The sequence below is a fragment of the Aestuariivirga sp. genome (assembly GCF_046294715.1).
Classification (GTDB): Bacteria; Pseudomonadota; Alphaproteobacteria; order Rhizobiales; family Aestuariivirgaceae; genus Aestuariivirga.
The window spans coordinates 93,542-118,157 of sequence record NZ_JBKBKI010000004.1 but is presented as its reverse complement, the minus strand read 5'-3'; the positions used below and the strand labels follow the sequence as shown (position 1 = coordinate 118,157).

20 protein-coding genes are annotated in these 24,616 nt (G+C 64.7%); 10 read left to right on the top strand and 10 right to left on the bottom strand.

The window, feature by feature from the left end:
• Positions 1-10 precede the first annotated feature (10 nt).
• The 5 genes from leuD (at position 11) to yacG (ending at position 2,704) form a co-directional block, all read left to right on the top strand.
• A complete protein-coding gene (gene leuD, locus ACK4HL_RS04550) occupies positions 11-616 on the top strand; it encodes a 3-isopropylmalate dehydratase small subunit (RefSeq protein ID WP_409756855.1) in 606 nt (201 codons plus the stop codon).
• A gap of 12 nt (positions 617-628) precedes the next feature.
• Complete coding sequence (locus ACK4HL_RS04545) at positions 629-1,576, top strand: AEC family transporter (RefSeq protein ID WP_409756854.1); 948 nt, start codon at positions 629-631, stop codon at positions 1,574-1,576.
• A 76-nt stretch (positions 1,577-1,652) separates the two neighbouring features.
• Positions 1,653-1,871, top strand: coding sequence for a translation initiation factor IF-1 (infA, locus tag ACK4HL_RS04540; RefSeq protein ID WP_111197504.1), 219 nt, complete (start codon positions 1,653-1,655; stop codon positions 1,869-1,871).
• 22 nt (positions 1,872-1,893) lie between these two features.
• Positions 1,894-2,517, top strand: coding sequence for a Maf family nucleotide pyrophosphatase (locus ACK4HL_RS04535; protein WP_409756853.1), 624 nt, complete (start codon positions 1,894-1,896; stop codon positions 2,515-2,517).
• 1 nt (position 2,518) lies between these two features.
• Positions 2,519-2,704, top strand: coding sequence for a DNA gyrase inhibitor YacG (gene yacG / locus ACK4HL_RS04530; RefSeq protein WP_409756852.1), 186 nt, complete (start codon positions 2,519-2,521; stop codon positions 2,702-2,704).
• A gap of 10 nt (positions 2,705-2,714) precedes the next feature.
• Here the strand turns inward: yacG and ACK4HL_RS04525 are convergent, their stop codons facing one another.
• Both ACK4HL_RS04525 and ACK4HL_RS04520 read right to left on the bottom strand, forming a co-directional pair.
• Positions 2,715-4,061, bottom strand: a complete 1,347-nt coding sequence (locus ACK4HL_RS04525) for a hypothetical protein (protein WP_409756851.1) — start codon at positions 4,059-4,061, stop codon at positions 2,715-2,717.
• 87 nt (positions 4,062-4,148) lie between these two features.
• Positions 4,149-5,915 carry an APC family permease gene (locus tag ACK4HL_RS04520; RefSeq protein ID WP_409756850.1) on the bottom strand — a complete coding sequence of 589 codons (1,767 nt, stop codon included), beginning with the start codon at positions 5,913-5,915 and terminating at the stop codon, positions 4,149-4,151.
• A gap of 355 nt (positions 5,916-6,270) precedes the next feature.
• On the opposite strand from ACK4HL_RS04520, the gene ACK4HL_RS04515 reads away from it, so the two are divergent.
• Entirely contained in the window at positions 6,271-8,631 is a 2,361-nt protein-coding gene (locus ACK4HL_RS04515) for a DUF1989 domain-containing protein (protein WP_409756849.1), read from the top strand.
• Positions 8,632-8,773: 142 nt separating this feature from the next.
• On the opposite strand, the gene ACK4HL_RS04510 is transcribed toward ACK4HL_RS04515, so the two are convergent.
• A complete protein-coding gene (locus ACK4HL_RS04510) occupies positions 8,774-10,129 on the bottom strand; it encodes an NAD(P)-binding domain-containing protein (RefSeq protein ID WP_409756848.1) in 1,356 nt (451 codons plus the stop codon).
• 98 nt (positions 10,130-10,227) lie between these two features.
• Between ACK4HL_RS04510 and ACK4HL_RS04505 the strand changes: the two genes are divergently transcribed.
• Positions 10,228-10,788 (top strand): hypothetical protein, encoded by a 561-nt coding sequence (locus ACK4HL_RS04505; protein WP_409756847.1) that lies wholly within the window; start codon positions 10,228-10,230, stop codon positions 10,786-10,788.
• A gap of 52 nt (positions 10,789-10,840) precedes the next feature.
• Here the strand turns inward: ACK4HL_RS04505 and ACK4HL_RS04500 are convergent, their stop codons facing one another.
• The 5 genes from ACK4HL_RS04500 to ACK4HL_RS04480 form a co-directional block, all read right to left on the bottom strand.
• On the bottom strand, positions 10,841-11,254 hold the full coding sequence (locus tag ACK4HL_RS04500) for a hypothetical protein (RefSeq protein WP_409756846.1): 414 nt from the start codon (positions 11,252-11,254) through the stop codon (positions 10,841-10,843).
• 12 nt (positions 11,255-11,266) lie between these two features.
• Positions 11,267-12,649: an FMN-binding glutamate synthase family protein gene (locus tag ACK4HL_RS04495; protein ID WP_409756941.1), complete on the bottom strand. Its 1,383-nt coding sequence runs from the start codon at positions 12,647-12,649 to the stop codon at positions 11,267-11,269.
• Positions 12,650-12,784: 135 nt separating this feature from the next.
• Complete coding sequence (locus tag ACK4HL_RS04490) at positions 12,785-13,642, bottom strand: GXGXG motif-containing protein (RefSeq protein WP_409756845.1); 858 nt, start codon at positions 13,640-13,642, stop codon at positions 12,785-12,787.
• Entirely contained in the window at positions 13,630-14,565 is a 936-nt protein-coding gene (locus tag ACK4HL_RS04485; protein WP_409756844.1) for a glutamine amidotransferase, read from the bottom strand. Before ACK4HL_RS04485 ends, ACK4HL_RS04490 begins: the two co-directional genes overlap by 13 nt.
• 17 nt (positions 14,566-14,582) lie before the next feature.
• A complete protein-coding gene (locus ACK4HL_RS04480) occupies positions 14,583-16,055 on the bottom strand; it encodes a glutamine synthetase family protein (protein WP_409756843.1) in 1,473 nt (490 codons plus the stop codon).
• 341 nt (positions 16,056-16,396) lie between these two features.
• Between ACK4HL_RS04480 and ACK4HL_RS04475 the strand changes: the two genes are divergently transcribed.
• Complete coding sequence (locus ACK4HL_RS04475) at positions 16,397-17,113, top strand: FadR/GntR family transcriptional regulator (RefSeq protein ID WP_409756842.1); 717 nt, start codon at positions 16,397-16,399, stop codon at positions 17,111-17,113.
• Between the two features lie 4 nt (positions 17,114-17,117).
• On the opposite strand, the gene ACK4HL_RS04470 is transcribed toward ACK4HL_RS04475, so the two are convergent.
• Positions 17,118-18,011 carry a LysR substrate-binding domain-containing protein gene (locus tag ACK4HL_RS04470; RefSeq protein ID WP_409756841.1) on the bottom strand — a complete coding sequence of 298 codons (894 nt, stop codon included), beginning with the start codon at positions 18,009-18,011 and terminating at the stop codon, positions 17,118-17,120.
• A gap of 113 nt (positions 18,012-18,124) precedes the next feature.
• Between ACK4HL_RS04470 and ACK4HL_RS04465 the strand changes: the two genes are divergently transcribed.
• A complete protein-coding gene (locus tag ACK4HL_RS04465; protein WP_409756840.1) occupies positions 18,125-18,979 on the top strand; it encodes a phytanoyl-CoA dioxygenase family protein in 855 nt (284 codons plus the stop codon).
• Between the two features lie 121 nt (positions 18,980-19,100).
• Positions 19,101-21,524, top strand: coding sequence for an FAD-dependent oxidoreductase (locus ACK4HL_RS04460; RefSeq protein ID WP_409756839.1), 2,424 nt, complete (start codon positions 19,101-19,103; stop codon positions 21,522-21,524).
• 21 nt (positions 21,525-21,545) lie between these two features.
• Here ACK4HL_RS04460 and ACK4HL_RS04455 read toward each other — a convergent pair whose 3' ends face one another.
• Positions 21,546-24,614, bottom strand: coding sequence for an efflux RND transporter permease subunit (locus ACK4HL_RS04455; RefSeq protein ID WP_409756838.1), 3,069 nt, complete (start codon positions 24,612-24,614; stop codon positions 21,546-21,548).
• Positions 24,615-24,616: the final 2 nt, after the last annotated feature.

Genomic DNA, 24,616 nt, shown 5'->3' with positions numbered 1-24,616 from the left:
AATCAAGACTATGCAGAAGTTCGAAACGCTTACCGGTGTCGCCGCGCCACTGAACATCGTCAACATCGACACCGACATGATCATCCCCAAGCAGTTCCTCAAGACGATCAAGCGCACCGGGCTGGGCAAGTCGCTGTTCTTCGAGATGCGCTACACCCAGGACGGAACGGAGATCGCCGATTTCGTGCTGAACAGGCCCGCCTACCGCAAGGCCGAGATCCTCGTGGCCGGCGACAATTTCGGCTGCGGCTCATCGCGCGAGCATGCGCCCTGGGCGCTCCTCGACTTCGGCATCCGCTGCGTCATCTCCACGAGCTTTGCCGACATTTTCTACAACAATTGCTTCAAGAACGGCATCCTGCCGATCAAGGTCTCGCCCGAGGAGCTGAAGAAGCTCATGGACGATGCCGAGCGCGGCGCCAACGCCACCCTCACGGTAGACCTTCCGAACCAGGAGATCCGGGGCCCCGACGGCGGCGTCATCAGGTTCGACATCGATCCCTTCCGCAAGCACTGCCTGCTGAACGGGCTGGACGACATCGGCCTGACGCTGGAGAAGGCCACCTCGATCGACAGCTTCGAGAAGAAGCAGGCCGCAAGCCAGCCCTGGCTGTAAAGCCCCGCCCCGGTGGAGCCGATACTTACCACCGTCCTGCCGGTGTTCGGCATGATCGTGCTGGGCTACGGCTTCACCAGGGCCAGGATCTTCGATGCCGCGGCCGGCCGCGGAATTTCCCTCTTCGTCTTCACCGTCGCCATTCCCGCCCTGCTGTTCAAGACGGTGGCCACCATGGGCCCCCAGCAGGGCGCTCCCTGGCAGCTGTGGATCGCCTTTTTCGGTGGCCTCGCCGTCACCTGGGCCCTGGCCGCATTCGTCTCGCGCTTCGTGCCTTCGCTCGAGGCCTCGGGCGGAGCGGCGGCATCAATGGCGGCGGGCTTCGGCAACCTGGCCCTGCTCGGCACCCCTTTGGCGCTTTCTCATTTCGGCCAGCAGGTGGCGATTCCCTTAGGCATGATCCTGTCGATCCATGCGCCGGTCCTGTGGTTCGCGGCCATGCTCCACCGCGAACTGTTCCGGGCGTCCACCAGCTTCTCGATCGCCAGAACCGCCCGGGACCTGTTTCGGGCGCTGGCCACGAACGCCATCGTGCTGGGCCTCCTGGCGGGAAGCCTGTGGCGGTTCCTGGGCCTCGGTCTCCACCCCGTCGCCGGCACCATGCTGGACATGCTGGCGGATGCCTCGATCCCCACCGCTCTTTTCGCGCTCGGCGTGTCACTTGCCGGCTATTCGCTGAAGGGCTCCTGGAGCGGCATGTTCACCCTGATCGCGCTCAAGATGGTGCTGATGCCGGTGCTCGTATTCCTGATGGTGCGCTATGTGGTTTCGCTGCCGCCGCTCTGGGCGCAGGTGGCGCTTCTCTTCGCCGCCATGCCCACCGGCGCCAACGCGTTCCTCTTCTCCCAGCGCAACGAGGAGTCGGTGGCCGCCGTTTCCGGTGCGATCGCCCTCGGCACGGCATTGGCGGCCGTCAGCGCCTCGATCCTGCTTTATCTGATGGACAAGGGCGTGGTCTAGCCGCTCAGGCTTGATTTTGCCCCGCAACGGGTCCATTTTCCGCGCAACTTTTGCACACCCCCGCTCAAGGAGCCACATGGCCAAGGAAGAACTGCTCGAATTCGAAGGCACCGTCACCGAACTCCTGCCCAACGCGACCTTCCGCGTGAAGCTCGACAACAATCACGAGATCATCGCCCACACCGCCGGCAAGATGCGCAAGAACCGCATCCGCGTCCTGGCGGGCGACCGCGTGATGGTCGAGATGACGCCCTATGACCTGACGAAGGGCCGCATCAATTATCGCTTCAAGTAAGAAACCAGGGGCGGGAGCCCCCGTGAAGCTCGTTCTGGCCAGCGCCTCGCCGCGCCGGCTGCAACTGCTTGAGCGCGTCGGCCTGACGCCGGACCTCCTCAACCCCTCGGACGTCGACGAGATCCCGCACAAGCGCGAGACGCCGCGCGCGCTCTCGATCAGGCTGGCGCGCGAGAAGGCGGAGCGCGCCCTCGAAATGCCGCTCGTGCGGGCCCTGGGCCCCAACACCTTCGTGCTGGCGGCGGATACCGTGGTGGGGCTCGGGCGCAGGATCCTGCCCAAGGCCGAATCAATCGACGAGGCGCTCGACTGCCTGTCGCTGCTTTCCGGGAGGTCCCACTGGGTTTATTCCACCGTATGCCTCGTCGCGCCCCGGAACAGGGTCTCGACGCGCTGCGTTGAAACCAAGGTTCGCTTCAAGCGGCTCTCGCGCGAGGACGTCGACAGCTACATCGCGTCAGGCGAGTGGCGCGGCAAGGCGGGCGGCTATGCCATCCAGGGCCGTGCGGAGGCCTTCGTGCGCATGGTGACGGGTTCCTATTCCGGCGTCGTGGGCCTTCCGCTTTATGAAACGGTGCATCTCCTGGAGGGCGCGGGCTACCCCGTCTTCCACAGCTGGATGACGGGGCCCCAATCGGAGGTCTGAGATGAGCGAGCCGGTGAGGCTCCGCCCGAAACGCCCCTGCCCCATCTGCGGCAAGCCCTCGCAGCAGAAACATCACCCTTTCTGCTCCGCCCGCTGCGCCCAGGTGGACCTGAACCGCTGGCTTGGCGGGCACTACGCCATCCCCGCCGAGGACGAGCCCGGCGGGGAGGAAGGCACGGAGAGCTGACGATGCAGCCTCATCCCACCTCGAGGTAGCGCTGCACTTCCGCGGCACTGACGGCCCTGCGCAGGGAAGCATCCTCCGCCTCGCAGACCGCGGCGAAATGGTCGACGAAAGCATCGCCGAGCAGGGCCCGCGCCCTGGCGCTGGCGCGGAACCTCGTCGTTGCCCCGAGAAGATCGACGGGAAGTCGCTCGGCCCCCTGAGGGATCTCGTCGGGCCCGCCGCGCGTGATGGGCGGCGTCGTGAGCTCCAGGCCGCGATCAAGGCCGTCGAGGCCGGCAGCCAGCATCGCAGCGATCGAGAGGTAGGGGTTCATGTCCGATCCCGGGAGCCGAAGCTCCAGGCGCGTCATCTCCTCCGTCTCGGCCGCTGTCCGCACCGCGGCGGCGTAGTTGTAGGCTGCCCAGCTCATCGTCTTGGGGGCCCAGCTTCCGGGTGCCAGGCGGCGGTAGGCGTTCACCGTGTGGGCCACCATGGGAAAGAGGTCCGGCATCACGTCGATGAGCCCCGCCAGGAAGGACTTCGCAACGGGCGACAAGCCATTGGCATCGCCAGCATCCCCGAATGCATTTCTGCCTGACGAGCGGGAACGGAGAGACAGGTTGATATGACCGCCGATCCCCGGGAAACCCGCGCCCGTCAGCGGCATGAAGGATGCGGTGAGGCCGCGCCGACGGCAGAAGGCCTTGGTGAACATCCGGAAGAAGGCCGCGTCGTCGGCGGCCCGCATGGCGCCGCGGTGCTTCAGCGTGGCCTCGAAACAGCCCGGCCCCAGTTCGACGGAAAGCGAGAACAAGCCGATGTCCGCGGCGTTCAGGCAAGCTTCGAGTTCGCTTACGAAGCCGCTGTGAACGGCCGCCGTCTGGCCGGACCAGCACCGGTTGTCGGGGGCCACCTGCGCCAGGTCCGAGAATTTCTTCGCCCTGAGAGACTCGGCCGTTTCGTTGAGGACGATGAACTCGAACTCGGTGGCCGCCACCACATCGAAGCCCGAAGCCTCGGCTCTCGCGATCTGCCCTGCCAGCACATTGCGCGGCATGATGGAGGCTTGTGGTCCGGAATAGTCGGCGACGAGCGCTGCGGCGCCCGGTTCGAAGGGATAGGGCCTGAGCGAGGAAATGTCATAGGCGATCGCTTCGCTGCCATAGGGGCCCGGGAAGAGGATCGACTCGGAGAGGTCCCATTTGGGCAGGACGTTCGCGAATACGGCCGTATCCGCTCCGCCCAGCAACTCCTCTCGCCGCAGCCGGCGTTCACGGAAGTTGCAGCCGTAGTCGAAGGTGCCGGCATGGACCACGTCGGCCTGCATTTTATCGAGCGCTGCGGCAAGCGCGGTTCGCCCGCTGGTATCGCTGTTCATCGGCCTTGCCCCCTGCCGTTATCGCGCCGAATGAAAAAGACCGGCGGGAAGAGGTCCCGCCGGTCTGCAAGAGATGCGGTCACTGGCTCACGCCGGAAGGGTGAAGAACCAGTTGGCCCAGAGCACCACGGCGGCACCCGCGGCCAGCGTGAGGTAAGGCAGTATTCCTGCCTTTCGCTCGCCCATCTCGCCTTCCTTCAGGCCGAGGTCCTCCAGCGCGCCGGGGGGAAACTTGCCGCCGTCCTGGATGTAGTGGCGGTAGTAGAACACCGGGATGATGAGAGCGGCGAACACGAGGCCCGCCCACAGCGCGGTGTTGTAGCCCCACACCTTCGCACCCGCGCCCAGGAACAGCGCGTTGACGAAGGCGAGCACGGTGTTGAGTCCGATCAGGAAGGTCGGCGCCTTCCACGGACGCTCGATGTGGCCCGAGTCCACGCGGTGGATCCAGCCGGCATTGAGGTTGAGGAAGTTGAACAGGATGTAGCCGACATTCGAGATCGCGAGCACGTAGAAGTAGCCCGCGAGGTCGGAGGCCAGGGCGAGCAGGAAGACGTTGAAGCCCAGGTCCGTCCACATGGCGCGGGTGGGAGCCCCGTGCTCGTTCACGTGAGTGAGGTAGCGCGGCAACCAGCCGTCCTTGGAGCCCTGGTAGAGGGTGCGCGAGGACCCGGCCATGGCCGTCATGATCGCCAGGAACAGCGCCAGGATCATCAGGATCACGAAGACCTGCGTGATCACCTTGCCGCCGCCGACCATGCTGCCCAGAGCTTCCCCGATGCCCGTGCCGTCCACGATCCCCGGCGCCACCATGCCCGAGTGCCCGAGGACACCCTGGAAGGAGAAGGGCACGAGGAAGAAGAACACCATGCACAGGAGGCCGGAGAAGAAGATGGCCTTGAAGGTGTCGGTCTTCGGGTTCCGTAGCTCACGCGTGTAGCACACGGCCGTCTCGAAGCCGTATGTCGACCAAGCTGCGATGTAGAGGCCGCCGAGGAACAGCGTCCAGCCGCCCAGCGTCCAGCCAGCGGCATCGACACCGGAATAGCTGGAGGTCGGCGGCACGAGTCCGGTGACGTTCGACCACTCGATCGCACCCGTCACGATCGGCACGAGGCCGACGAGCAGCAACGGCACCAGCACGATGATGGCGAGCCACTTCTGCGCGGCGGCGGTGGATGCGATGCCGCGATGCTGAATGGCGAAGATGATCAGCATCAGGATGACGCCGATCACGAAGGTGGAGTTGAAGTGCAGGCTGCCGAGGCCCGGCACGGGGATGTTGAAGGCTTCCCACGTACGCACCGCAGGCGTGAGCGCCTCGACGCCCGCCTGGGCGGCCACGGCCTTGATGGCGTCGGCTTCGGCCACGCCGGCATTGGCCGCCATATAGTCGATCACGGCCTGAGTCTGTGCGGTGAACTGCGCGGCGTTGGCCGCCACCCAGTCCAGAACGGGCTGGGAATCGGCTGCCGGAATGGGGAAGAGCGCGTTCAGGATGTAGCCGGCCGCGATGGCGCAGCCCAAGGACAGCACCGGGCTCCATGCGAACCAGTTGCACCACACCGAAAGCGGCGCGATGAACTTCGAATAGCGCAGCCAGGCCGTGGCGCCGTAGACCGAAGCACCGCCCGACTTGTTGCCGAACATGCCGGCGATCTCCGCATAGGTGAAGGACTGCAGGAAGCCCATCACCATCGAGATCATCCAGACGACAAAGGCGAGCTTGCCCGTCGTTCCGGCAATGCCGCCAATCGAAAAGAGCACGAGCGGCGGAACTCCCGCCGCGACCCAGAAGGCCCCCTTCCAGTCCAATGCACGCACGAGCTCTCGCGAGCCCTGGTATTCAGACATAAGCGTCTCCTCCGAAGATGTGTTTTGGAATCGCTTCGAGGGCGCCGTCTGCCATGAGCCGCAGCATGCCCCCCTCACCGGTAACCCATGCTCCGCCGGATCTCTGTCCGTTCGCCTGCATGATCCGTTTCCTCTGTCACCCCCCGCGAGGGGTGACAGCGATAGTGAGACCGGGTTCAGTGGGCGTCAAGTGGTATCCTTTTGGGCTTCGCCTCCTCACCGAGGGGAAACGCTGTTTCTGGGGCCTGGGCGGCAAATCCGACATCTGGCGCAACTTGGACGGTCTCACCATTTTCAACCACTTTGGACCAACTTGGCCTTGCCGAGCCCTCCCGTTGCCCCTAGTTTTCATGCCATGAGCGACATCCTCACCCGCGTCCCTCCTCGAGCCAGCACGATTCTCCGTCCCGGGTTGCGCGCGCTGCCGCCGCGCGTCGAGCGCTATCCGGTCCCGGGCGCGGGTTCCGTGGTGGTCGACGTGAAGGCGGGCGATTCGCTCACTCTGGCCGACATCGAAGGCGGGCAGCCCTGCGAGGTGTTGTTCTGCGACGGGTCGGGGCGCTTCGATCCGGCGGCACTGGGCGCGGTGGCGGACAGCCATGCCGAGGGCCTAAAGGCCATGCTGGCCGGCAATGGCGAGGGCGCGGCACGTACCGTCTCGGCGCTCCGGCGGCGCAACATAGACATTGGTTCGGCGCGCGCGATCGGGCTCTTCGGACTGGCGAGCCCGGCCAGGAATACCGTCCATTTCACCGTCTCCCGCGATGGGCTCCTCATCGTTGCAGCGCCCGGCTCGGACATGGCACCCGACGGGCAGGACACGGCGACGGGGATCGAACTGAGGATCACCCGTGCGGCCCCCGCTGCGGGCAAGATGCTCGACATCCTGCCCGAGCCACTGGCCGATCCCCTCCAGGATATCCGCATCAGGGCGGCGACGGCTTCGGCCTATCTGGTGCGGGCGGGGGAATACATCCAGGTGATAGACGTCTCCGGCCGTCAGTGCACGGACTTCCAGGCTCTGGCGGCGCGCAAGGTGGAGAAGGGGCTCGACTACGCGCTGGATTCCACCGTGACCCGCACTCTGCTCGGCCGCAGCTATCCCACTCCGGGGCTGCCGTCGAAGGCGTTCGACCGCGAGTTCGAGCCCCTCGTTGAGATCGTCCAGGACACCGTTGGCCGGCACGATGCCTTCGCCACAGCCTGCAACAGCCGCTACTACGATGACATGGGCTATCCGGGCCACGTCAATTGCACGGAGAACTTCAACCGGGCGCTGGCGCCCTATGGTGTCGCTCCGCGCAAGGGTTGGGAGGCAATCAATTATTTCTACAACACCAACATCGACCACCAGAACCAGCTCTATCTCGACGAGCCGTGGTCGAGGCCCGGCGACTATGTCCTGATGCGCGCCTTGACCGACATCGTGTGCGTCTCCTCCTCCTGCCCGGACGACATCGACGCGGCGAATGGCTGGGACCCCACCGACATCCACGTCCGCACATACTCAGCAACCGAACGATTCACCAGAGCAGTGGCCTATCGCATGACACCCGACGCCGACGTGCAGCTGACCCGCGAGACAGCCTTCCACCCGCGCTTTTCCGCGCTCACGCGGAATTACACCGAGTATCGTGGCTATTGGCTGCCGGCGCGCTTCAACAATGACGGGCCCATCGAGGAATACTGGGCAGCCAGAGAGAAATGCGTGGTGCTCGATCTCTCGCCCTTGCGCAAGTTCGAGGTGACGGGGCCCGATGCCGAGGCGCTGCTGCAATACTGTCTGACGCGCGACATCCGCAAGCTCTCGGTGGGCCAGGTCGTCTATTCCGCCATGTGCTACGAGAACGGCGGCATGATCGACGACGGCACGGTGTTCCGCCTTGGCCAGAATAATTTCCGGTGGATCGGCGGTGACGACTACTCCGGCATTTGGCTGCGCGAGCAGGCGGAGAAAATGGGTTACAAGGCCTGGGTGCGCTCATCGACCGACCAGCTGCACAACATCGCGGTGCAGGGCCCCAACAGCCGCGAGCTCCTGAAGGAGATCATCTGGACAGCGCCGTCCCAGCCGGCGATCGGCGAACTCGAATGGTTCCGCTTCGCCGTTGGGCGCATCGGGCATTTCGAGGGGGCGCCGGTCGTTGTCTCGCGCACCGGCTACACGGGGGAACTCGGCTACGAGATCTTCTGCCACCCCAAGGACGCGCTCAGCGTGTTCGATGCGGTGTGGGAAGCGGGCCAGAAGCATGGGCTCCGGCCGATGGGGCTCGAGGCGCTCGACATGGTACGGATCGAGGCCGGGCTGATCTTCGCCAATTACGAGTTCACCTCCGAGACCGACCCCTTCGAGGCCGGCATCGGCTTCGCCGTGCCGCTGAAATCCAAGGCCGACGATTTCATCGGCAAGCAGGCGCTGATCCAGCGCAAGGAGCACCCGCGCCGGAAGCTCGTGGGCCTCGAGATCGACTCGAATGAGTCGGTGGGCCACGGCGACTGCGTGCACATTGGCCGCGCCCAGATCGGTGTCGTCACCAGCGGCATGCGTTCGCCCATCCTCGGCAAGACGATCGCGCTCGCCAGGGTGGACGCGCTCGACGCGGAACTCGGAACCGAGGTGGAGATCGGCAAGCTCGACGGCCACCAGAAGCGGCTCCCCGCCCGCATCGTGAGGTTCGCGCATTACGATCCGGAGAAGACCAAGCCGCGGTCGTAGACGGCAGAGGGAAGGCGGGCCCTGCTCCGTCGCATGCCGCGCCGCTTCTCCCGCTCATGGTGAAATGAAGACTTCCCCTCTCCCGTGGCAAAGCCATGGGAGAGGGAGGGTCCCGAAGGGCGGGTGAGGGCCTGAGCCCCGCTCAGGCCACTTCCTTCACCGAGTCGCGGAGATAGGCCTCCATCGAGTCGTCGAGCGCGTCCTTCCACGGTGTGTGATGCTTGGGGCTCATGTTGCCGGTCATCAGCGAGCGGTAGGAGTTGTTGCGGAAGCCCATGATGTCTTCCATCTTGTGGTGCTCCCACTCCATGAAAGTCTTGTTCACGCCCTCGATGTCGAAGGAGGGATAATCCGTGGCGTCGATCAGCTCCTTGACGTAATCGCCCTGGAACCAGATCTGCTGCTCGGCATTCTCGAGCTTCTCCTCGCGCGCAAGCCATTTCTGCCAGTCCTTCCGCATCTCGTCCGCCGAGGGCAGCTTGATGCGGCCGAGGATGATGTCGCGCACGTACCACGCCTGGGCGTCGAACATGTTGAAGGTGTAGAACTGGTCCTGCATGCCGATGTAGAAGAACTTCGGATTGGCCTGCCACACGACACCCTTGTAGAGATTCTCCGGCCACAGGCGGTTCGCCGTCTTGAGGCGGAGTTCCTCCGGCAGGAAGGGGAAATAGTGCTGGTAGCCGGTGCAGAGGATGATGGCATCGACGTCCTTCGTGCTGCCGTCCTTGAAGTACGCCGTCTTGCCGACGACCTTCTGCAGCAGCGGACGCTCCTCGAAGTTCTCCGGCCACTTGAAGCCCATGGGCTTCGAGCGGTAGGTGGTGGTCACCGATTTGGCACCATACTTCCAGCACTGCGAACCGATGTCCTCCGCCGAATAGCTGCGGCCGACGATGAGGATGTCCTTGCCCTTGAATTCCAGCGCGTCGCGGAAGTCATGGGCGTGGAGCACGCGGCCATTGAAGCTGTCGAGGCCGGGGAAGAACGGCACGTGCGGCGTCGAGAAGTGGCCGTTGGCGCAGATCACGTAGTCGAATTCCTCCGTGTACATCCTGTCGTTCGGCCGGTCATGCGCAGTCACATGGAACTTGCCGGTGCCCTTGTCGTAATCGACCATGCGCACGGGGCTGTTGAAGCGGATCCAGTCGCGCACGCCTGCCTTCTTCACGCGCCCGACGATGTAGTCCCACAGCACCGCACGCGGCGGGTAGGATGCGATAGGCTTGCCGAAATGCTCCTCGAAGGTGTAGTCGGCGAATTCCAGGCATTCCTTCGGGCCGTTGGACCACAGATAGCGGTACATCGAGCAGTGCACGGGCTCGCCATATTCGTCGAGGCCGGTCCGCCAGGTGTATTTCCACAGGCCACCCCAGTCGTCCTGCTTCTCGAAGCAGACGATCTCGGGAATCTCCGCACCTTTCGCCTTTGCCGACTGAAAGGCACGGAGTGCGGCAAGACCAGACGGGCCAGCCCCGATTACGGCTACGCGTGTCATTCATCTCCTCCCGAATTGTTGTTCCCGCGGCGAAACCAATTGCAACCACATTAGGCGAATTCTATACCACTCTGTAAAGTGGCAATTGGAAGAAAACGATGCGGCAATTGCGCAATATCGCACTGCAGCAGGAATTCATCGGCTGGCAGTGCCGCATCCGGCAGATGTCGGTTCGCAACCACGAGGGGATGCCGATGCCGGCCATGCGGCCCCGCATCTCGAGCCGCAAGGGCGACGTGCTGAGCCCTGCCCTGACGGTGCTGCTCGTGCCGGAGGAGATGGGACCCTCGCTCGCGTTCCTCCGCTTCCAGGTTCAGAAGACGACAGAGCACAAGCAGGCGCGCAACGCCGTGGTGAGTTACTTCGCCGGCGAATTCTACCAGCTTCCGGAGCTGTTCCGGGACGAGATGACAGCCGTCTTCGCCCCGTCCTCTCCACTCGCAGCACAGATGGTGAAGCTCAAGGAAGTACTGATGGATTTCGAGCAGTACAGCCAGAGCTACCGCATGTTCGCCAAGGTAAGGCAGATCGGCGCCAAGGACGAGGCGCGCGACTTCAGCCTGTGGCATGCCCGCGCCTTCAATCCGAACATACCCAACGACTCGGTCGTGCTCGGCTTCAAGCCGGACTGGCGCAGCGCCATCGGAGCGGTCGTCTAGAGTCGGGAATTGGGAAGGGGCCCGGCGTCGTGAGCCGGGCCCCCCCTTGTTCTCAGAACTTGCGATAGGCCTTGTTGAGCTGCACCATCGGATGCTTGGGGCTCATCTGGAACTTGATGAGCAGTTCCCTCGCCATCATGTCGCGGTCCTGCTGGTTGTCCGGGAGCACGATCTTCTTCGGAATCCGCACCCAGCCGTTCACGTTGCGGTCGAAGATGGCGGGTTCGCCCTCCTCGTAGCCCATGTGCACGTCCTCGAGCCAGTTCAGGTCCTCCCAGCCCATGAACTCCATGTAGCCTTTCAGGAAAGGCGTGATGCGCGAGTAGTCGGGAATGAGGTTGACGTCGTAGCGATAACCAATGTGCTGGCCGATCTCCTTCTCCCGGCTGGAAGAGAGGCCCTTGGCATCCTTGATGAACTGGTTGACGTCCTTGATCTCGGAGCCCTTGTAGCTTGTGCCTGCCATGTCTCTCTCCGATCAGTATCTGTGATAATTGCCGCCGGCATCGGCCAGGGCCTCGTGGCCCACCACGTAGTTGGTGCCCGCGAGCGGCACCTTGCACATGGCGGAGGCCTCCATCGTCAGCGCCGCGAGGTCTTCGGGCTCCAGCGAATGGATGTTGGTCTTGCCGCAGGCGCGGGCAAGCAACTGCGCTTCCATGGTGAGCGTGTGAAGGAAGTTGTAGACACGCTCGGCCGCCTTGTCGGGGTCGAGGCGGCTGCGCAGGACCGGGTCCTGCGTGGCCACGCCCACCGGGCAGCGGCCCGTGTGGCAATGGTAGCAGTAACCGGCTTCCACACCGATCTCGTTCGGATAATCGGTGACGCCGTCGATGTGCTTGTTGCAGTTCAGCGCCATCATGACGGAGTGGCCGATGGCGATGGCGTCGGCGCCCAGCGCGAGCGCCTTCGCCACGTCGCCGCCGTTGCGGATGCCGCCGGCGTAGACGAGCGAGATCTGCCCTTTCTTGCCGAGCTCATCGATCGCACGCCTGGCCTCGCGGATGGCCGCGATGCCGGGAATGCCCGTGTCCTCGGTGGCGATGTGGGGTCCCGCTCCCGTGCCGCCTTCCATGGAGTCGATGTAGATCGAATCCGGATCGCACTTCACAGCCATGCGCACGTCGTCATAGACGCGGGCCGCGCCGAGTTTGAGCTGGATCGGGATCTCGTGGTTGGTGGCCTCGCGGATCTCCTGGATCTTGAGTGCCAGGTCGTCCGGCCCGAGCCAGTCCGGGTGCCGGGCGGGCGAACGCTGGTCGATGCCGGCCGGAAGCGAGCGCATCTCGGCCACCTGGTCCGTCACCTTCTGGCCCATGAGATGCCCGCCGAGGCCGACCTTGCAGCCCTGCCCGATGAAGAACTCGCAAGCATCCGCAAGCCGCAGATGGTGCGGGTTGAACCCGTAGCGGGACTGGATGCACTGGTAGAGCCAGCGCTCCGAATAGCGCCGTTCGTCGGGGATCATGCCGCCCTCGCCCGAACAGGTGGCGGAGCCCGCCATCGTTGCGCCGCGGGCGAGCGCGATCTTCGCCTCGTAGGACAGCGCGCCGAAGGACATGCCGGTCACGTAGATCGGGATGTCGAGCACGATCGGCCGCTTGGCGCGCGGTCCGATCACCGTCTTCGTCTCGCACTTCTCGCGATAACCTTCGATCACGAAGCGCGTGAGCGTTCCGGGCAGGAAGGTCAGGTCGTCCCAGTGGGGGATTTTCTTGAACAGCGAGAAACCGCGCATGCGGTATCTGCCGAGCTCCGACTTGATGTGGATGTCGTTGATCACGTCGGGCGTGAAGATCTTCGACGATCCGAGAATGTATTTCTTCGTTTCCGCCGGGGCGCGGCCGCCGAGCGCCGCCATGCCGGTGGCAGTGCGGGCAGCGGCGGACTTGCCGGCCGCGTTCTTGACATCCACCGAAGCCGAACGTCTCACGGCGATTGCCTTCTTCGCGGCCACGGCGCGGGTCTTCTTCTTCTTTGTCATTTCAGATCCTCATCACAGTACGAGCTTCTTTTCGCCCGGTTCGAGGTTGTCGTAGTTCCAGAGCTGCTTGCCGGCGACGATCTTCTTGATGTGGCCGATGCCCTGCTTCGGGTACATGTCGTACATCTTGAGCTTGCGGGTGAGCCACTGGCGGTCGAGATCGGTCATCTCGCCCGGCACCGCGTCGACGCCGAGAGAACGCGCCTCGCCGCCGAGATAGATGGTGCCGTCATACATCGAGTCCCCGAGGTTCTTCCCGGCGTCGCCGAGGATCACCATGCGGCCGCGCTGCATCATGAAGCCGGAGAACGAGCCCGTGTCACCGCCGATGATGATGTTGCCGCCTTTCTGGTCGATGCCGGTGCGGGCACCCACCGAACCCTTGCAGACGAGATCGCCGCCGCGGAGTGCGGCGCCGAACTGCGAGCCCGCGTTCTTCTCGATGACGATGGTGCCAGCGAGCATGTTCTCCCCGCAGGCCCAGCCGACGCGGCCCTTGATGCGGATGTTGGGCCCATCCGTCAGGCCGCAGGCGAAGTAGCCGCAGGAGCCTTCGATGTAGAGATTGAGACGGTTCAGGACGCCCACCGCGATCGAGTGCTTGGAGCCCGGATTCTTCAGCACGATGGTGCCGAAGCCGTGGCGGATCAGGTCGCGCAGTTGCGAATTGATCTGCCGCGTCTCCAGGTTCTCGCAGTCGATCTCGGCGCGCTTGTTGAAGTCGACGTCCGGCGCATCCGGATAGCCGTAGCCCACATTCTCTTCGCTGATGTCGAAGAAGCGCTGCTGCGTCCGGCCGACGAGGCCTTCCGTGTGCATGCCCATCTCATGGCTGAGATGCTCCTTCTTTGCCGTCGTCACGCCCGCCATACGCGAACCTCCTCATCGTAGGGATCCCAGGTGTCGATTTCATGATGCACGACCGAGCGGATCGCCACCTCTTCCGAGGCCAGCGCCACGAGGTCGTCGCTTTCGTAGAGGACCATCGGCTTCGCAGCCATCGTGTCCTTCGCCATGCCCAGCGCGTCCTTCGTCGACACCAGGTAGGTGAAGACGCCGTCGATGTCCTGGATCGACTGGCGCAGCGAGTCCTCGAGCGTCGCGCCATGTTCGAGATTGTAGGCGGTGTAGACCGCCAGCAGCTCCGAGTCGCAGTTCGACATGAAGCGATGCCCCTTCCGCTCGAACTCGCGGCGCATCATCCAGTAGTTGGTGATCTGTCCGTTGTGGACAACGGCGATGTCGTTGTACGGATAGGCCCAGTAGGGATGTGCCGAGCGGATGTCGACGTCCGATTCGGTGGCCATGCGCGTATGGCCGATGCCGTGGGTGCCCCGGAAGTTGCTCAGCGAATACTGGCTGGACACCCTTGCGGCGTCACCCAGATCCTTGATCAGCTCGAGAGCGTTGCCCATCGACAGGATCTCGGTTCCTTCCACGTCCTCGACGTAGTCGGCGAGCTTCTTCATGTCGCCGTCGAAGTGGATCCGGTAACGGTAGGCATATTCGGTCGCGTCGTCGCGGTCGATCACCTGGACGCCCAGGTTCGTGAGACGCTCTTCGACCTTGGCGCGGCGGCGCCGCACCTCGTCATGAATGTCGAAGCCCTTCGACATGTCTTCCTGTTCGGCCACCTTGAAGCGCATGACGTACTCGTTGCGTCCGGGCGTTCCGTAGATGGCATAGCCGGTCGAGTCCGGCCCACGGTGCTTCAGCGACTGCAGCATCGCGGTCATTTCCTGACCGATGTTGCCGGCGCCGTTGCGATGGATCAATCCTGCGATACCGCACATGGCTGTCGTTCGTCTCCTTATGGCAGGCAGTTCAGGTAGTTTTCGAGGTCCCACTCGGTGGAGGTGTGGAGGAAGCGCTCCCATTCGTCGCGCTTGTACTCGTCGTAGAGACGGTGCATCTCGCCCGGCATGGCGGAGCGGATCACCTCGTCGCCCTTCAGCGCCTCGAGCGCGTCGCCCAGAGTCATCGGCAGCTTCCTCACCTGTTTGCCGGCCTCCATGGCGGCGTAGATGTTGCGCTCCTCCGGCTGGCCGGGATCGATGTTGTTGCGGATTCCGTCGTCCGCCGCCTTCAGGATGGCGGCCGCCATGATGTAGGGATTCACCATGGAGTCGACGGCGCGGTATTCGAAACGGCCGGGCGCCGAGACGCGAAGGCCGGTCGTGCGGTTCTGGAAGCCCCAGTCGGCGAAGACCGGCGCCCAGAAGCCCGTGTCCCACAGGCGGCGGTAGGAGTTGACGGTCGAGCACCCGATCGCCGTGAGGGCGCTGAGATGCTTGACGATGCCGCCGATCGTGCAGAGTCCGATCTTGCCGGGCATGCGCGGGTCCTTGCCTTCCGGCATGAAGGTGTTGGTGCCGCCGCGGCGGTACATGTAGCTGTGCTCGAGGCCCGGCAGGTTCTTGGGGTCGTTGCCGAGCGCCTTGAACTCGTCGGCGCCGCCGGTCCACAGCGAGATGTTGTGGTGGCAGCCATTGGCCGAGACGCCCATGAACGGCTTGCACATGAAGCAGGCGATGATGTTGAACTCGCGGGCGACCTGCGCGCAGATCTGGCGGAAGGTCGTCAGCCGGTCTGCGGTGCGCAGCGCATCGTCGTAGTTGAAGTTCAGCTCGATCTGGCCCGGCGCATCCTCATGATCGCCCTGGATCATGTCGAGGCCCATCTTGCGGCCATACTCGATGACCTTCATGTAGACGGGGCGGAGGCTCTCGAACTGGTCGATGTGATAGCAGTAGGGACGCGAGAAGCCGCCGTTGGGATTGCCGTTCTCGTCCTTCTTCAGCCACATCATTTCCGGTTCGGTGCCGTGGCGCATGCGCATGCCATGGTCTTTCTCGAACTGGTCATGGATGCGGCGCAGGTTGCCGCGGCAATCGGCGGTGAGATAGGCGCCGGGGTCCTCGCGCTCCTCGCGGTTGCGGAACAGCGTGCAGAACATGCGGGCCACGCGCGTGTCCCACGGCAATTGCATGAAGGTTTCGGGCTCCGGCACGCCGACGAGTTCGGCTGCCTCGGGGCCATACCCCAGATACTCGCCGCGACGGTTCATGAACAGGTTGACGGTGGAGCCGTAGACGAGCTGAAACCCGCCGTTCGCGATGTTCTCCCAGTGGTCGGCTGGAATTCCCTTGCCCATGATGCGGCCGGTGACCGACACGAACTGGAGGTACAGGTACTGAATGCCGAGCGCGTCGATCTTCTTTCGAACTTGCTTGATCAAGTCATCGCGCCCGGGAGTCTTGATGAAATTCTCGTAGTCGGTCATCGACGTTTCCTCTCGCCTGGTTTGGGACTTCTCGCCCACTTCGGATCATTCAAACCAAAAACAGAAACGGCACGGATGATGATCATCAGCCGTGCCGTCGAACTCCGTTGGCGGAGCGCCCGTCGGGACGCCCTGCCCATGCAGCCTGTGACAGTTTCCTTTTGTCCCAGAATTCCAATTCACTTGCCTCCCGGTTGCCCGCCCGCCGTTTGCCGACCTTGACGCGAGCCTTCCATCGGGGCTTATTGATCCACAATCCGGGGCCGATTGCAAACCAAATATGTCCAATCCCAACCATTCCCCGCCAATTGGTATGAATACAACAGCGATGGGAGAGGCAAGTGCCTGAACTCACGAAGGAAATCGTTGAGCCCATATCCGCGCTCACCCGCACGACACGGGTCATCATGGGGCGCCTGGAGAAGGCCATCGAGAACGGGGTTTATGCCGATGGCGACCAGTTGCCTGCCGAACGCCAGCTCGCCATCACCTTTGGAACCGCCCGCTCGACCATTCGCAAGGTGCTCGACGAACTGGAGAAGAAGAACCTCGTCGTTCGGCGCGTCGGCAGCGGCACCTTCGTGAATTATGCCGGGCCCCGCCACCAGGGCCTCGAGGACATCGCCGATCTCGTCAGCCCGCTTCAGCTCATCGAGACCCGCTTCGCGGTGGAGCCCTACATGACCCGGCTCGCCAGCATCCACGCCACCAAGTCCGATCTCGACCGCATCGAGGATGTCCTCAGGCGCCTCGAGGGGCCGGGCATCGACCAGAACCTGTTCACCCAGCTCGATTCGGAGTTCCACCTCGAGCTTGCACGCTGCTCGCGCAATCCGCTGATCGTGCGCATTTACCAGGAAGTGAACATGGTTCGGCTGCATGCCCAGTGGGACCGGATGAAGAAGCTCATCCTGCTTCCGGAGAAGATCTCGAGCTACAACAGGCAGCACCGGGCCATCTTCGAGGCGCTGGAGCAGCGCGACCCGCAGGCGGCGGCCGAGCTCGTTTCCCGCCATCTCGAGCAGGCCCGACAGGATCTGATGGGCGCCGAGATCTGACCTTTCAGCCCTCGCGCTGCATGCGCTCGGCCTGCTGCAGGATCCAGCGCTTCACCGCGCCGGCGCTGCGGCCCTTGGCATGCCGGCTCTCGTGGAGATAATACGCCCACGGAGAGAGGGGCCGCACCTGTGCCGGCTCGATGAGCAGTTTGCGCTGGATGAAGGGTGCGGCCAGCGAGCGCGGCGCCACGGTGATGCCCGCACCCCGCGCGGCATATTCGAGCGCCATGTTCATCATGTTGACGGAAATGCGCATGTCATGTCCGGTGTCGCCCAGCCTGAGGGCTTCGGCCATGCACTGCCAGTATTCCTCCCGGCCCAGAACCTGGATCCAGACGGCGTTCGCAAGCGCCTGGGGGAGATTGTGCCGGGGATGACCCTTGAGGTAGCCCGGGGCGGCAACCAGCGTCAGCCTGTCTTCCCACAGCTGCGCAGCACCCGGCGGGGCCTCGCCGGCGCGCCAGTGAGAGATGGTGATGTCCGAGAGCCTCTCGCTCAGGTCCTCCCAGATCGTGCCGTGCACGGTGATGGTGATGTGGGGATGCTGCCGGGAGAATGCGGTGAGACAGTCGGCCAGCCATGACTGCGCCAGGCTCGCCGGGCAGGAGATGACCACCGCCTCGTTGAGCCGCGAGGTCATCACGGCCCGGGTGGCATTGTCGATCTGCTTCAGCGCCTGGCGGAGGGTGGGAAGGAAGGCCTCCCCCACTTCGGTGAGCCGCAGCCCGCGCGGCTCGCGCTGGAAGAGGTCCTGTCCGATCCATTGTTCCAGTGCCCGGATGTGCCCGCTGACCGCCGCCTGCGTGTAACCGAGTTCGCGCGCCGCCTCGGTGAAGCTCAGATGCCGCGCGGCACATTCGAAGGAGCGGATGAAGTTGAGCGGCGGGAGTGATTTCATGGGACGAGCCATAAGTTTTCCGGGGTGAGCCCCTCAAGAGAAACGATGCTGCCCCGGCGGCGACTTGACAAGAGCCTGCAATTCACGCGCCATAGCGATGGATGGAGGATACCATGATCAGGCTAAGCCAGCAGCACATCGACGCGTTCGACAGGGATGGCTTCGTCATCATCCACGACGTCCTGACGCCGCAACAGGTGGAGGCGGCGCGGGCACGCTTCGAGCCCATGTTCTCGGGCAAGTTCGAGACCGGCCTCTATCCCGACGAGTGGAACTGGCGCATGGGGCGTGACCGGGAGGACCTCACCCGGCAGATCTGCAATGGCTGGAAGTCCGACCGCACCATCGCCTCGATCGTGCTGGACCGCGACGTGGGCGAGGCCTGCGCCAGGCTCAGGCGCTGGCCGGGTGCGCGCATCGGCCAGGACAACGTGATCTGGAAGCCGCCGGGCACCAAGCCCCTCGGCTTCCACCAGGACGATTCCTACAACAAGTGGATCGTGCCTGGAGAGATGAACACCTGCTGGATCACCCTCGACGACACCAAGGCCTATCAGGGCACCATAGAATATGTGCGCGGTTCGCACCGCTGGCCGGTGGCCCCGCCGATCAGGCAGTTCCACGCGCCGGACGATCCGCTGGCGGATCTTTATCCGGCGGCCGAGGCGGCCGGCGTCAAGGACCCGGAGATCGTTCCGATCGAGATTCCGGCGGGAAGCTGCGTGATTCACCACGGCCAGACGTGGCACGGCTCGCGCGACAACCGGGGGACCAACCCGAGGCGCTCCGTGATCGCGCACTGCATCTCGTCCGCCGCCACCTTCCATCCGAGCCATATCAGCTACATCTATTCCCGCTACCGGAAGCGGAATTCGACCGAGATGGACGAGAGCTTCTTCCCGATCACCTGGCGGGAGGACGGCTACCGAACGCCCTGGCTCGACTCCTACCTCGCCGGATCGATATAAATTTTCCGGGGCCATTGACCTCAAGTTTTTTTGATGCACCCTGAAGGGCGGGCGGTAACAATCCGCCTGCCCGGCCTCCCTTTCGTGATGGAGCCGGACTTGCGCGAAGGGAGCGGAATTCATGCGGCAGCATGCTCAGGCGGTGGTGATCGGCGGCGGTCTGGTGGGGTGTTCGATCCTCTACCACCTGACCAAGATGGGCTGGACGGACGTGGTCCTGCTCGAGCGGGACGAGCTCACTTCGGGCTCGACATGGCACGCGGCGGCCAACATCCACGGCCTTCACGATTCCACCAACATCAGCCGCATCCAGCACTACACGATGAAGCTCTACAAGGAGCTCGAGAAGGAAACCGGCCAGGGCTGCGGCGTGTTCCAGCCCGGCAGCCTCTATCTGGCGCAGACCGAGGCGCGCGAGCATCAGCTCCGCATCCAGGCGGCGAAGGCGCGGCGCTACGGCATGAGCTTCCACGAGGTGACGCGCGCCGAAGCCGAGAAGCTCCATCCCCTCGCCAATTTCGAGGGCATCCGCTGCATCATGTACGAACCGGACGGCGGCAACGTCGACCCCTCGGGCGTGACCATGGCCTATGCGGCGGGCGCCCGGCAGCGTGGCGCCGAAATCCACCGGTTCACCCCCGTGACCGCCACCGAGCAGCGCCCCGACGGCACCTGGACCGTCCGGACCCCGAGCGGCGACATCCACGCCCAGTGGGTGGTGAACGCGGCTGGGCTCTGGGCGCGCGAAGTGGCGGCGATGGCAGGCCTCAAGCTGCCGCTGATCCCCACCGAGCACCAGTATTTCGTGACCGAGACCATTCCCGAGATCGCCGCCCTCGGGCGCCGGCTTCCTTCTCTCGCCGATCGCGACGGCGAATACTATCTCCGCCAGGAGGGCCAGGGCCTGCTGATCGGCGCCTACGAGAAGGACATGAAGTTCTGGGCGGAGGACGGAACTCCCCAGGACTTCGGTCACGAACTCTTCCCCGACGATCTCGAGCGCATCGAGGAGAACATGATGCGGGCCATCAACCGCGTGCCGGCGATCGGCACGGCGGGGGTGAAGCGCGTCATCAACGGCCCGATGATCTGGTCGCCAGACAGTGCCGCCCTCTTCGGCCCCGTTCCCGAGCTGAAGAACTACTTCTGCTGCTGCGGCATCATTCCGGGCTTTTCCCAGTCGGGCGGGCTCGGCAAGCTTTCGGCGGAGTGGATCGTCGAGGGCGAGCCCACGCTCGACCTCTTCGCCTGGGACCTCGCCCGCTTCGGCCTCTGGGCGAACAGTGCCGGCTTCATCAAGGGCCGCGTCAGGGACCAGTACTCGAACCGTTTCAAGATCCATTTCCCGAACGAGGAGCGCATGGCCGGCCGGCCCGTGCGCACCAGGCCGGCCTACGAGATGCAGAAGGGCATGGGGGCGCTGTTCGGCCTCAATTTCGGCTGGGAACATCCGCTGTGGTACGCGAAGGAGGGCGAGCCGAAGGAGGAGACCTACGGCTTCGTCAGGCAGAACTGGTGGAAGCCGGTCGGCCGCGAGGTGCGCATGCTGCGCGACACCGCGGGCATCATCGACATCTCGAACTTCGCCAAGTACGAGGTGAAGGGTCCGGGCGCCGAGGAGTGGCTGAACCGGCTGCTCGCCAACCGCATGCCCACCCAGACCGGCCGCTCATGCCTGACACCCCTCATCGGCAAGCGCGGCGGCATCGCCGGCGACTTCACCGTCACGCGACTCGGCGAAGAGGAGTTCCTGATCGTGGGCTCCGGCATGGCGGAGCGCTATCACATGCGCTTCTTCGACGCGGTTCCGCTCCCCGCCGGAACGGCCTTCCGCTCGCTCACGCAGACCATGTGCGGCTTCAACGTGGCGGGCCCGAAATCCCGCGAGCTGCTGCAGCGGCTCACCAACGCCGATCTCTCCGCCGCGTCCTTCCCCTTCATGCGCTCGCAGCGAATCACCGTCGCGGGCGTCGACGTCGTGGCGATCCGCGTTTCCTTCACCGGCGATCTCGGCTGGGAACTCCATTGCGACGAGAAGGACCAGGTGGCGCTCTACAGCGCACTTCTGAAGGCGGGCGAGGATTTCGCCGCCGGGCCCGTCGGCTCGCGCGCCCTGATGTCGCTGCGCATCGAGAAGGGTTACGGCAGCTGGGGCCGCGAGTATTCGCCGGAATACTGGCCGCAGGAGGTGGCGCTCGACCGGCTGATCAAGCTCGACAAGGGAGACTTCCTCAACCGCGATGCCTACCTGGAGATCGCCCAGAAGCCCGCGCGCGAAAAGCTGTCGATGTTCAGGATCGACGCGGTGGAGGCCGATGCCTCCGGCGGCGAGCCGATCTTCCTGCCAGACGGCACGCCGGTCGGCCAGGTGAGCTCGGGTGCCTACGGCTATTCCGTCGGCCACTCGCTGGCCCTCGGCTATGTGAGGGCGGATGTCGCCACCGGCGGCCAGAAGTTCACCATCGCCATCCTCGGCCGCCCGCACGAGGCGGAGCTGCTGGAGAAGCCCCTCTTCGATCCGGATGGCGTGCGGCTCCGCTCGTGAGGCGAGGCGGGAAACAGGGGTTCACCCGGCCGCGCGGGGCTGCACCGCAAGGGCCGGTTGATCCTTCCTGGGGCGCCAGCCCATCACCGCATAGACGCAGGGCACGACATAGAGCGTCAGCACCGTGCCGAGGCTCATGCCGCCGACGATCACCCAGCCGATCTGCTGCCGGCTCTCGGCCCCGGCACCGGTGGCGAGGGCAAGCGGGATGGCGCCGAGGATCATCGCGCCGGTGGTCATCAGGATGGGGCGGAGCCTGAGGCGCGCCGCCTCCAGAATGGCGCTGCGCCGTTCCTCGCCCTCCTGCTGCAGCTTGTTGGCGAAATCGACGATGAGGATGCCGTGCTTCGTGATGAGGCCGATCAGCGTCACCAGGCCGATCTGCGAATAGACGTTGAGCGTTCCCCCGGTGAGCCACAGTGCCGCGAGCGCGCCCGTCATCGACAGCGGCACGGAAACCATGATCATGACCGGGTCGCGGAAGCTCTCGAATTGCGCGGCGAGCACCAGGTAGATGAAGGCGAGCGCCATCAGGAACACCAGGGCCAGGTTCGAGCTCGCGTCGCGGAACTCGCGCGCCTGGCCGGTGAGATCCGTCACGGTGCCGGACGGCAGCACCTCCTCCGCGGCGCGGTTCACCGCCTGGATCGCCTCGCCCAGCGTGTAGCCCGGCGCCAGGTTCGCCTGGATGGTGATGGCGCGCAGCTGGTTGAAGCGGCGAAGGTCGCGCGGGGCCACCGTCATCCTGGCCTTCACGATGTTCGACAGCTGCACCATCTGGCCCTCCTTTCCGCGCACGAAGATGCGCGAGAGCGTTTCGGGCGAGGTGCGTTCCGCCGCCGGCAGCGCCACCGTCACGTCGTATTGCTCCGAGCCGATCTGGAAGGTCGAGACATTGCGCCCGCCGAGCAGCGTTTCGAGCGTGCGCCCGATCACCGAAACGTCGAGGCCGAGGTCGGCCACCCGGTTGCGGTCGATTTCGACCTCGACTTCCGGCTTGTTGAGCCGCATGTCGGTGTCGAGGTCGGCGAGCCCCGGATTGTCCTTCAGCCTTTCGACGAGCTGGTTGGCGAGCTCGTTGATTTCCTCGTAGGAGGCCGAGGACTGGATCACGAACTGGAACGGCTTGCCGAAGCCGCGCGTGCCGAGCGAACCCGGGTTGGAGGCGAAGGCCTGGACGCCCGCGATCTTGCGGAGCTTCGGAAGGAGCTGCTGCGTCACCTCCTGTTGCGAGACCTTGCGGTCCGCCCAGTCTTCGAGTCGGGCGAAGGAGAGGAACTGCGTGACGTCGAAGGCGCCGACGATCATGAGATAGGAGCGCAGTTCCGGCACCTGCGCGAGAAGCTCCTCGGCCTGCGAGGCATAGCGCTGCGTGTAGCCGAAGCTCGAGCCCTCCGGCGCATTGCCGTTGACGATGATCGTGCCGCGGTCCTCGGTGGGCGAGAGCTCGGACTTCATCTGCAGCAGAAGCCAGCCGCCCGCGGCGCCCACGCAGAGCGCCAGCAGCAGCACGAGGAAGCGCAGCCTCAGCGCCAGCGACAGGCTGGCCCGGTAGGCGCGCTCCAGCCCGTCGAGCGCCCCCTCGATGATGCGCGCGAAGATGTTGCGCCGTTCGGAATGCTTCAGCAGCTTCGAGCACATCATCGGCGTCAGCGTCAGCGCCACGAAGCCCGAGACGATCACCGCGCCCGCCAGCGTCACGGCGAATTCGAGGAACAGCCGGCCGGTGCGCCCCGGCGTGAAGGCGATCGGCGCATAGACGGCGGCGAGCGTCAGCGTCATCGCGACGACGGCGAAGCCGATCTCGCGTGCACCCCTGATCGCCGCCTCGAAGGGTTTCATGCCCTCCTCGATGTGGCGGTAGATGTTCTCCAGCACCACGATGGCGTCGTCCACCACGAGACCGATCGCCAGCACCATGGCGAGGAGCGTCAGCGTGTTCACCGTGAGGCCCGTCGCATACATGATGGCGAAGGTGGCGACGAGCGAGACGGGGATCGTCACGATGGGGATCAGCGCCGCGCGGAAGGAGTGCAGGAACAGGATGATGATCAGCAATACGAGGACGATGGCCTCGAGGATGGTCTTGAACACGTTCTCGATCGAGCGGTCGATGAACACCGTCGAATCGAAGCCGATCGAGATCGCGGTCCCTTCCGGCAGCTCGGCGTTGAGGCGCGGCAGCACCTCGTTCACCTGGCGCGCCACGTCGAGCGGATTGGCCACCGCGGTCTTGACGATGCCGATCGAGATCGCCGTGGTGCCGTTGTAGCGGCTCTCGCGGCGCACGTCGGCCGTGCCGAGCTCGACCTCCGCCACGTCCGAAAGCCGCACCTGCAGCCCGCCGCCTTCCTTCAGCACGATCGCGCCGAACTCCTCCGCCGTGCCGAGTGCCGTGCGCGAGAGAACCGTGAACTCGCGCTCGGTGCTCTCGATGCGGCCGGCCGGAATGTCGGCATTCTGGTTGCGGATGGCGTTCTCGACGTCCTGCACGGTGAGGCCCTGGCCGGCGAGGCGCGCGGTGTCGATCCACACCCGCATGGCATAGCGCCGCTCGCCGTTGACCGTCACGTCCGCCACGCCGTCGAGATTCTTGAAGCGGTTGACGACGAAGCGGTCGACGTAGTCCGTGAGCTCCGCCGCATCCATCGTCTGTGACTGGGTCACGAGATACATGATGGGCTGGGCATCCGCCTCGACCTTCGAGATGTTGGGCTCGGTGATCTCGTCCGGCAATTGCCGGCGCACGCGGCTCACCCGGTCGCGAACGTCGCTCGTGGCGGAATCGATGTTGACGGTCGATCGGAAGCGGATGGTGATGCGGCTCTGCTCGGCGCGCGAGGTCGATTCGATGGTGTCGATCCCCTCGATGCCGGCGAGCGAGCCTTCGAGCACCTGCGTCACCTGCGATTCCATGATCTCGGCTGAGGCGCCGGGATAGTTGGTCTGCACCGAGACCTGCGGCTCGTCGATGTTCGGGTACTCGCGGATCGTCAGGCGCGAGAAGGACATGAGCCCGGCCAGCACGAGGACGAGGCTCAGCACCGTCGCGAAGACCGGCCGTCTGATGCAGAGTTCGGTGAAGCCCATGA

What these genes read in the sequence shown, in the direction of transcription:
- leuD (WP_409756855.1), top strand. Translation starts at nt 11, where the DNA reads ATGCAGAAGTTCGAAACGCTTACCGGTGTCGCCGCGCCACTGAACATC.
- infA (WP_111197504.1), top strand. Translation starts at nt 1,653, where the DNA reads ATGGCCAAGGAAGAACTGCTCGAATTCGAAGGCACCGTCACCGAACTC.
- yacG (WP_409756852.1), top strand. Translation starts at nt 2,519, where the DNA reads ATGAGCGAGCCGGTGAGGCTCCGCCCGAAACGCCCCTGCCCCATCTGC.
- ACK4HL_RS04525 (WP_409756851.1), bottom strand. Translation starts at nt 4,061, where the DNA reads ATGAACAGCGATACCAGCGGGCGAACCGCGCTTGCCGCAGCGCTCGAT.
- ACK4HL_RS04520 (WP_409756850.1), bottom strand. Translation starts at nt 5,915, where the DNA reads ATGTCTGAATACCAGGGCTCGCGAGAGCTCGTGCGTGCATTGGACTGG.
- ACK4HL_RS04515 (WP_409756849.1), top strand. Translation starts at nt 6,271, where the DNA reads ATGAGCGACATCCTCACCCGCGTCCCTCCTCGAGCCAGCACGATTCTC.
- ACK4HL_RS04510 (WP_409756848.1), bottom strand. Translation starts at nt 10,129, where the DNA reads ATGACACGCGTAGCCGTAATCGGGGCTGGCCCGTCTGGTCTTGCCGCA.
- ACK4HL_RS04505 (WP_409756847.1), top strand. Translation starts at nt 10,228, where the DNA reads ATGCGGCAATTGCGCAATATCGCACTGCAGCAGGAATTCATCGGCTGG.
- ACK4HL_RS04500 (WP_409756846.1), bottom strand. Translation starts at nt 11,254, where the DNA reads ATGGCAGGCACAAGCTACAAGGGCTCCGAGATCAAGGACGTCAACCAG.
- ACK4HL_RS04495 (WP_409756941.1), bottom strand. Translation starts at nt 12,649, where the DNA reads ATGGCGGCGCTCGGCGGCCGCGCCCCGGCGGAAACGAAGAAATACATT.
- ACK4HL_RS04490 (WP_409756845.1), bottom strand. Translation starts at nt 13,642, where the DNA reads ATGGCGGGCGTGACGACGGCAAAGAAGGAGCATCTCAGCCATGAGATG.
- ACK4HL_RS04485 (WP_409756844.1), bottom strand. Translation starts at nt 14,565, where the DNA reads ATGTGCGGTATCGCAGGATTGATCCATCGCAACGGCGCCGGCAACATC.
- ACK4HL_RS04480 (WP_409756843.1), bottom strand. Translation starts at nt 16,055, where the DNA reads ATGACCGACTACGAGAATTTCATCAAGACTCCCGGGCGCGATGACTTG.
- ACK4HL_RS04470 (WP_409756841.1), bottom strand. Translation starts at nt 18,011, where the DNA reads ATGAAATCACTCCCGCCGCTCAACTTCATCCGCTCCTTCGAATGTGCC.
- ACK4HL_RS04465 (WP_409756840.1), top strand. Translation starts at nt 18,125, where the DNA reads ATGATCAGGCTAAGCCAGCAGCACATCGACGCGTTCGACAGGGATGGC.
- ACK4HL_RS04460 (WP_409756839.1), top strand. Translation starts at nt 19,101, where the DNA reads ATGCGGCAGCATGCTCAGGCGGTGGTGATCGGCGGCGGTCTGGTGGGG.
- ACK4HL_RS04455 (WP_409756838.1), bottom strand. Translation starts at nt 24,614, where the DNA reads ATGGGCTTCACCGAACTCTGCATCAGACGGCCGGTCTTCGCGACGGTG.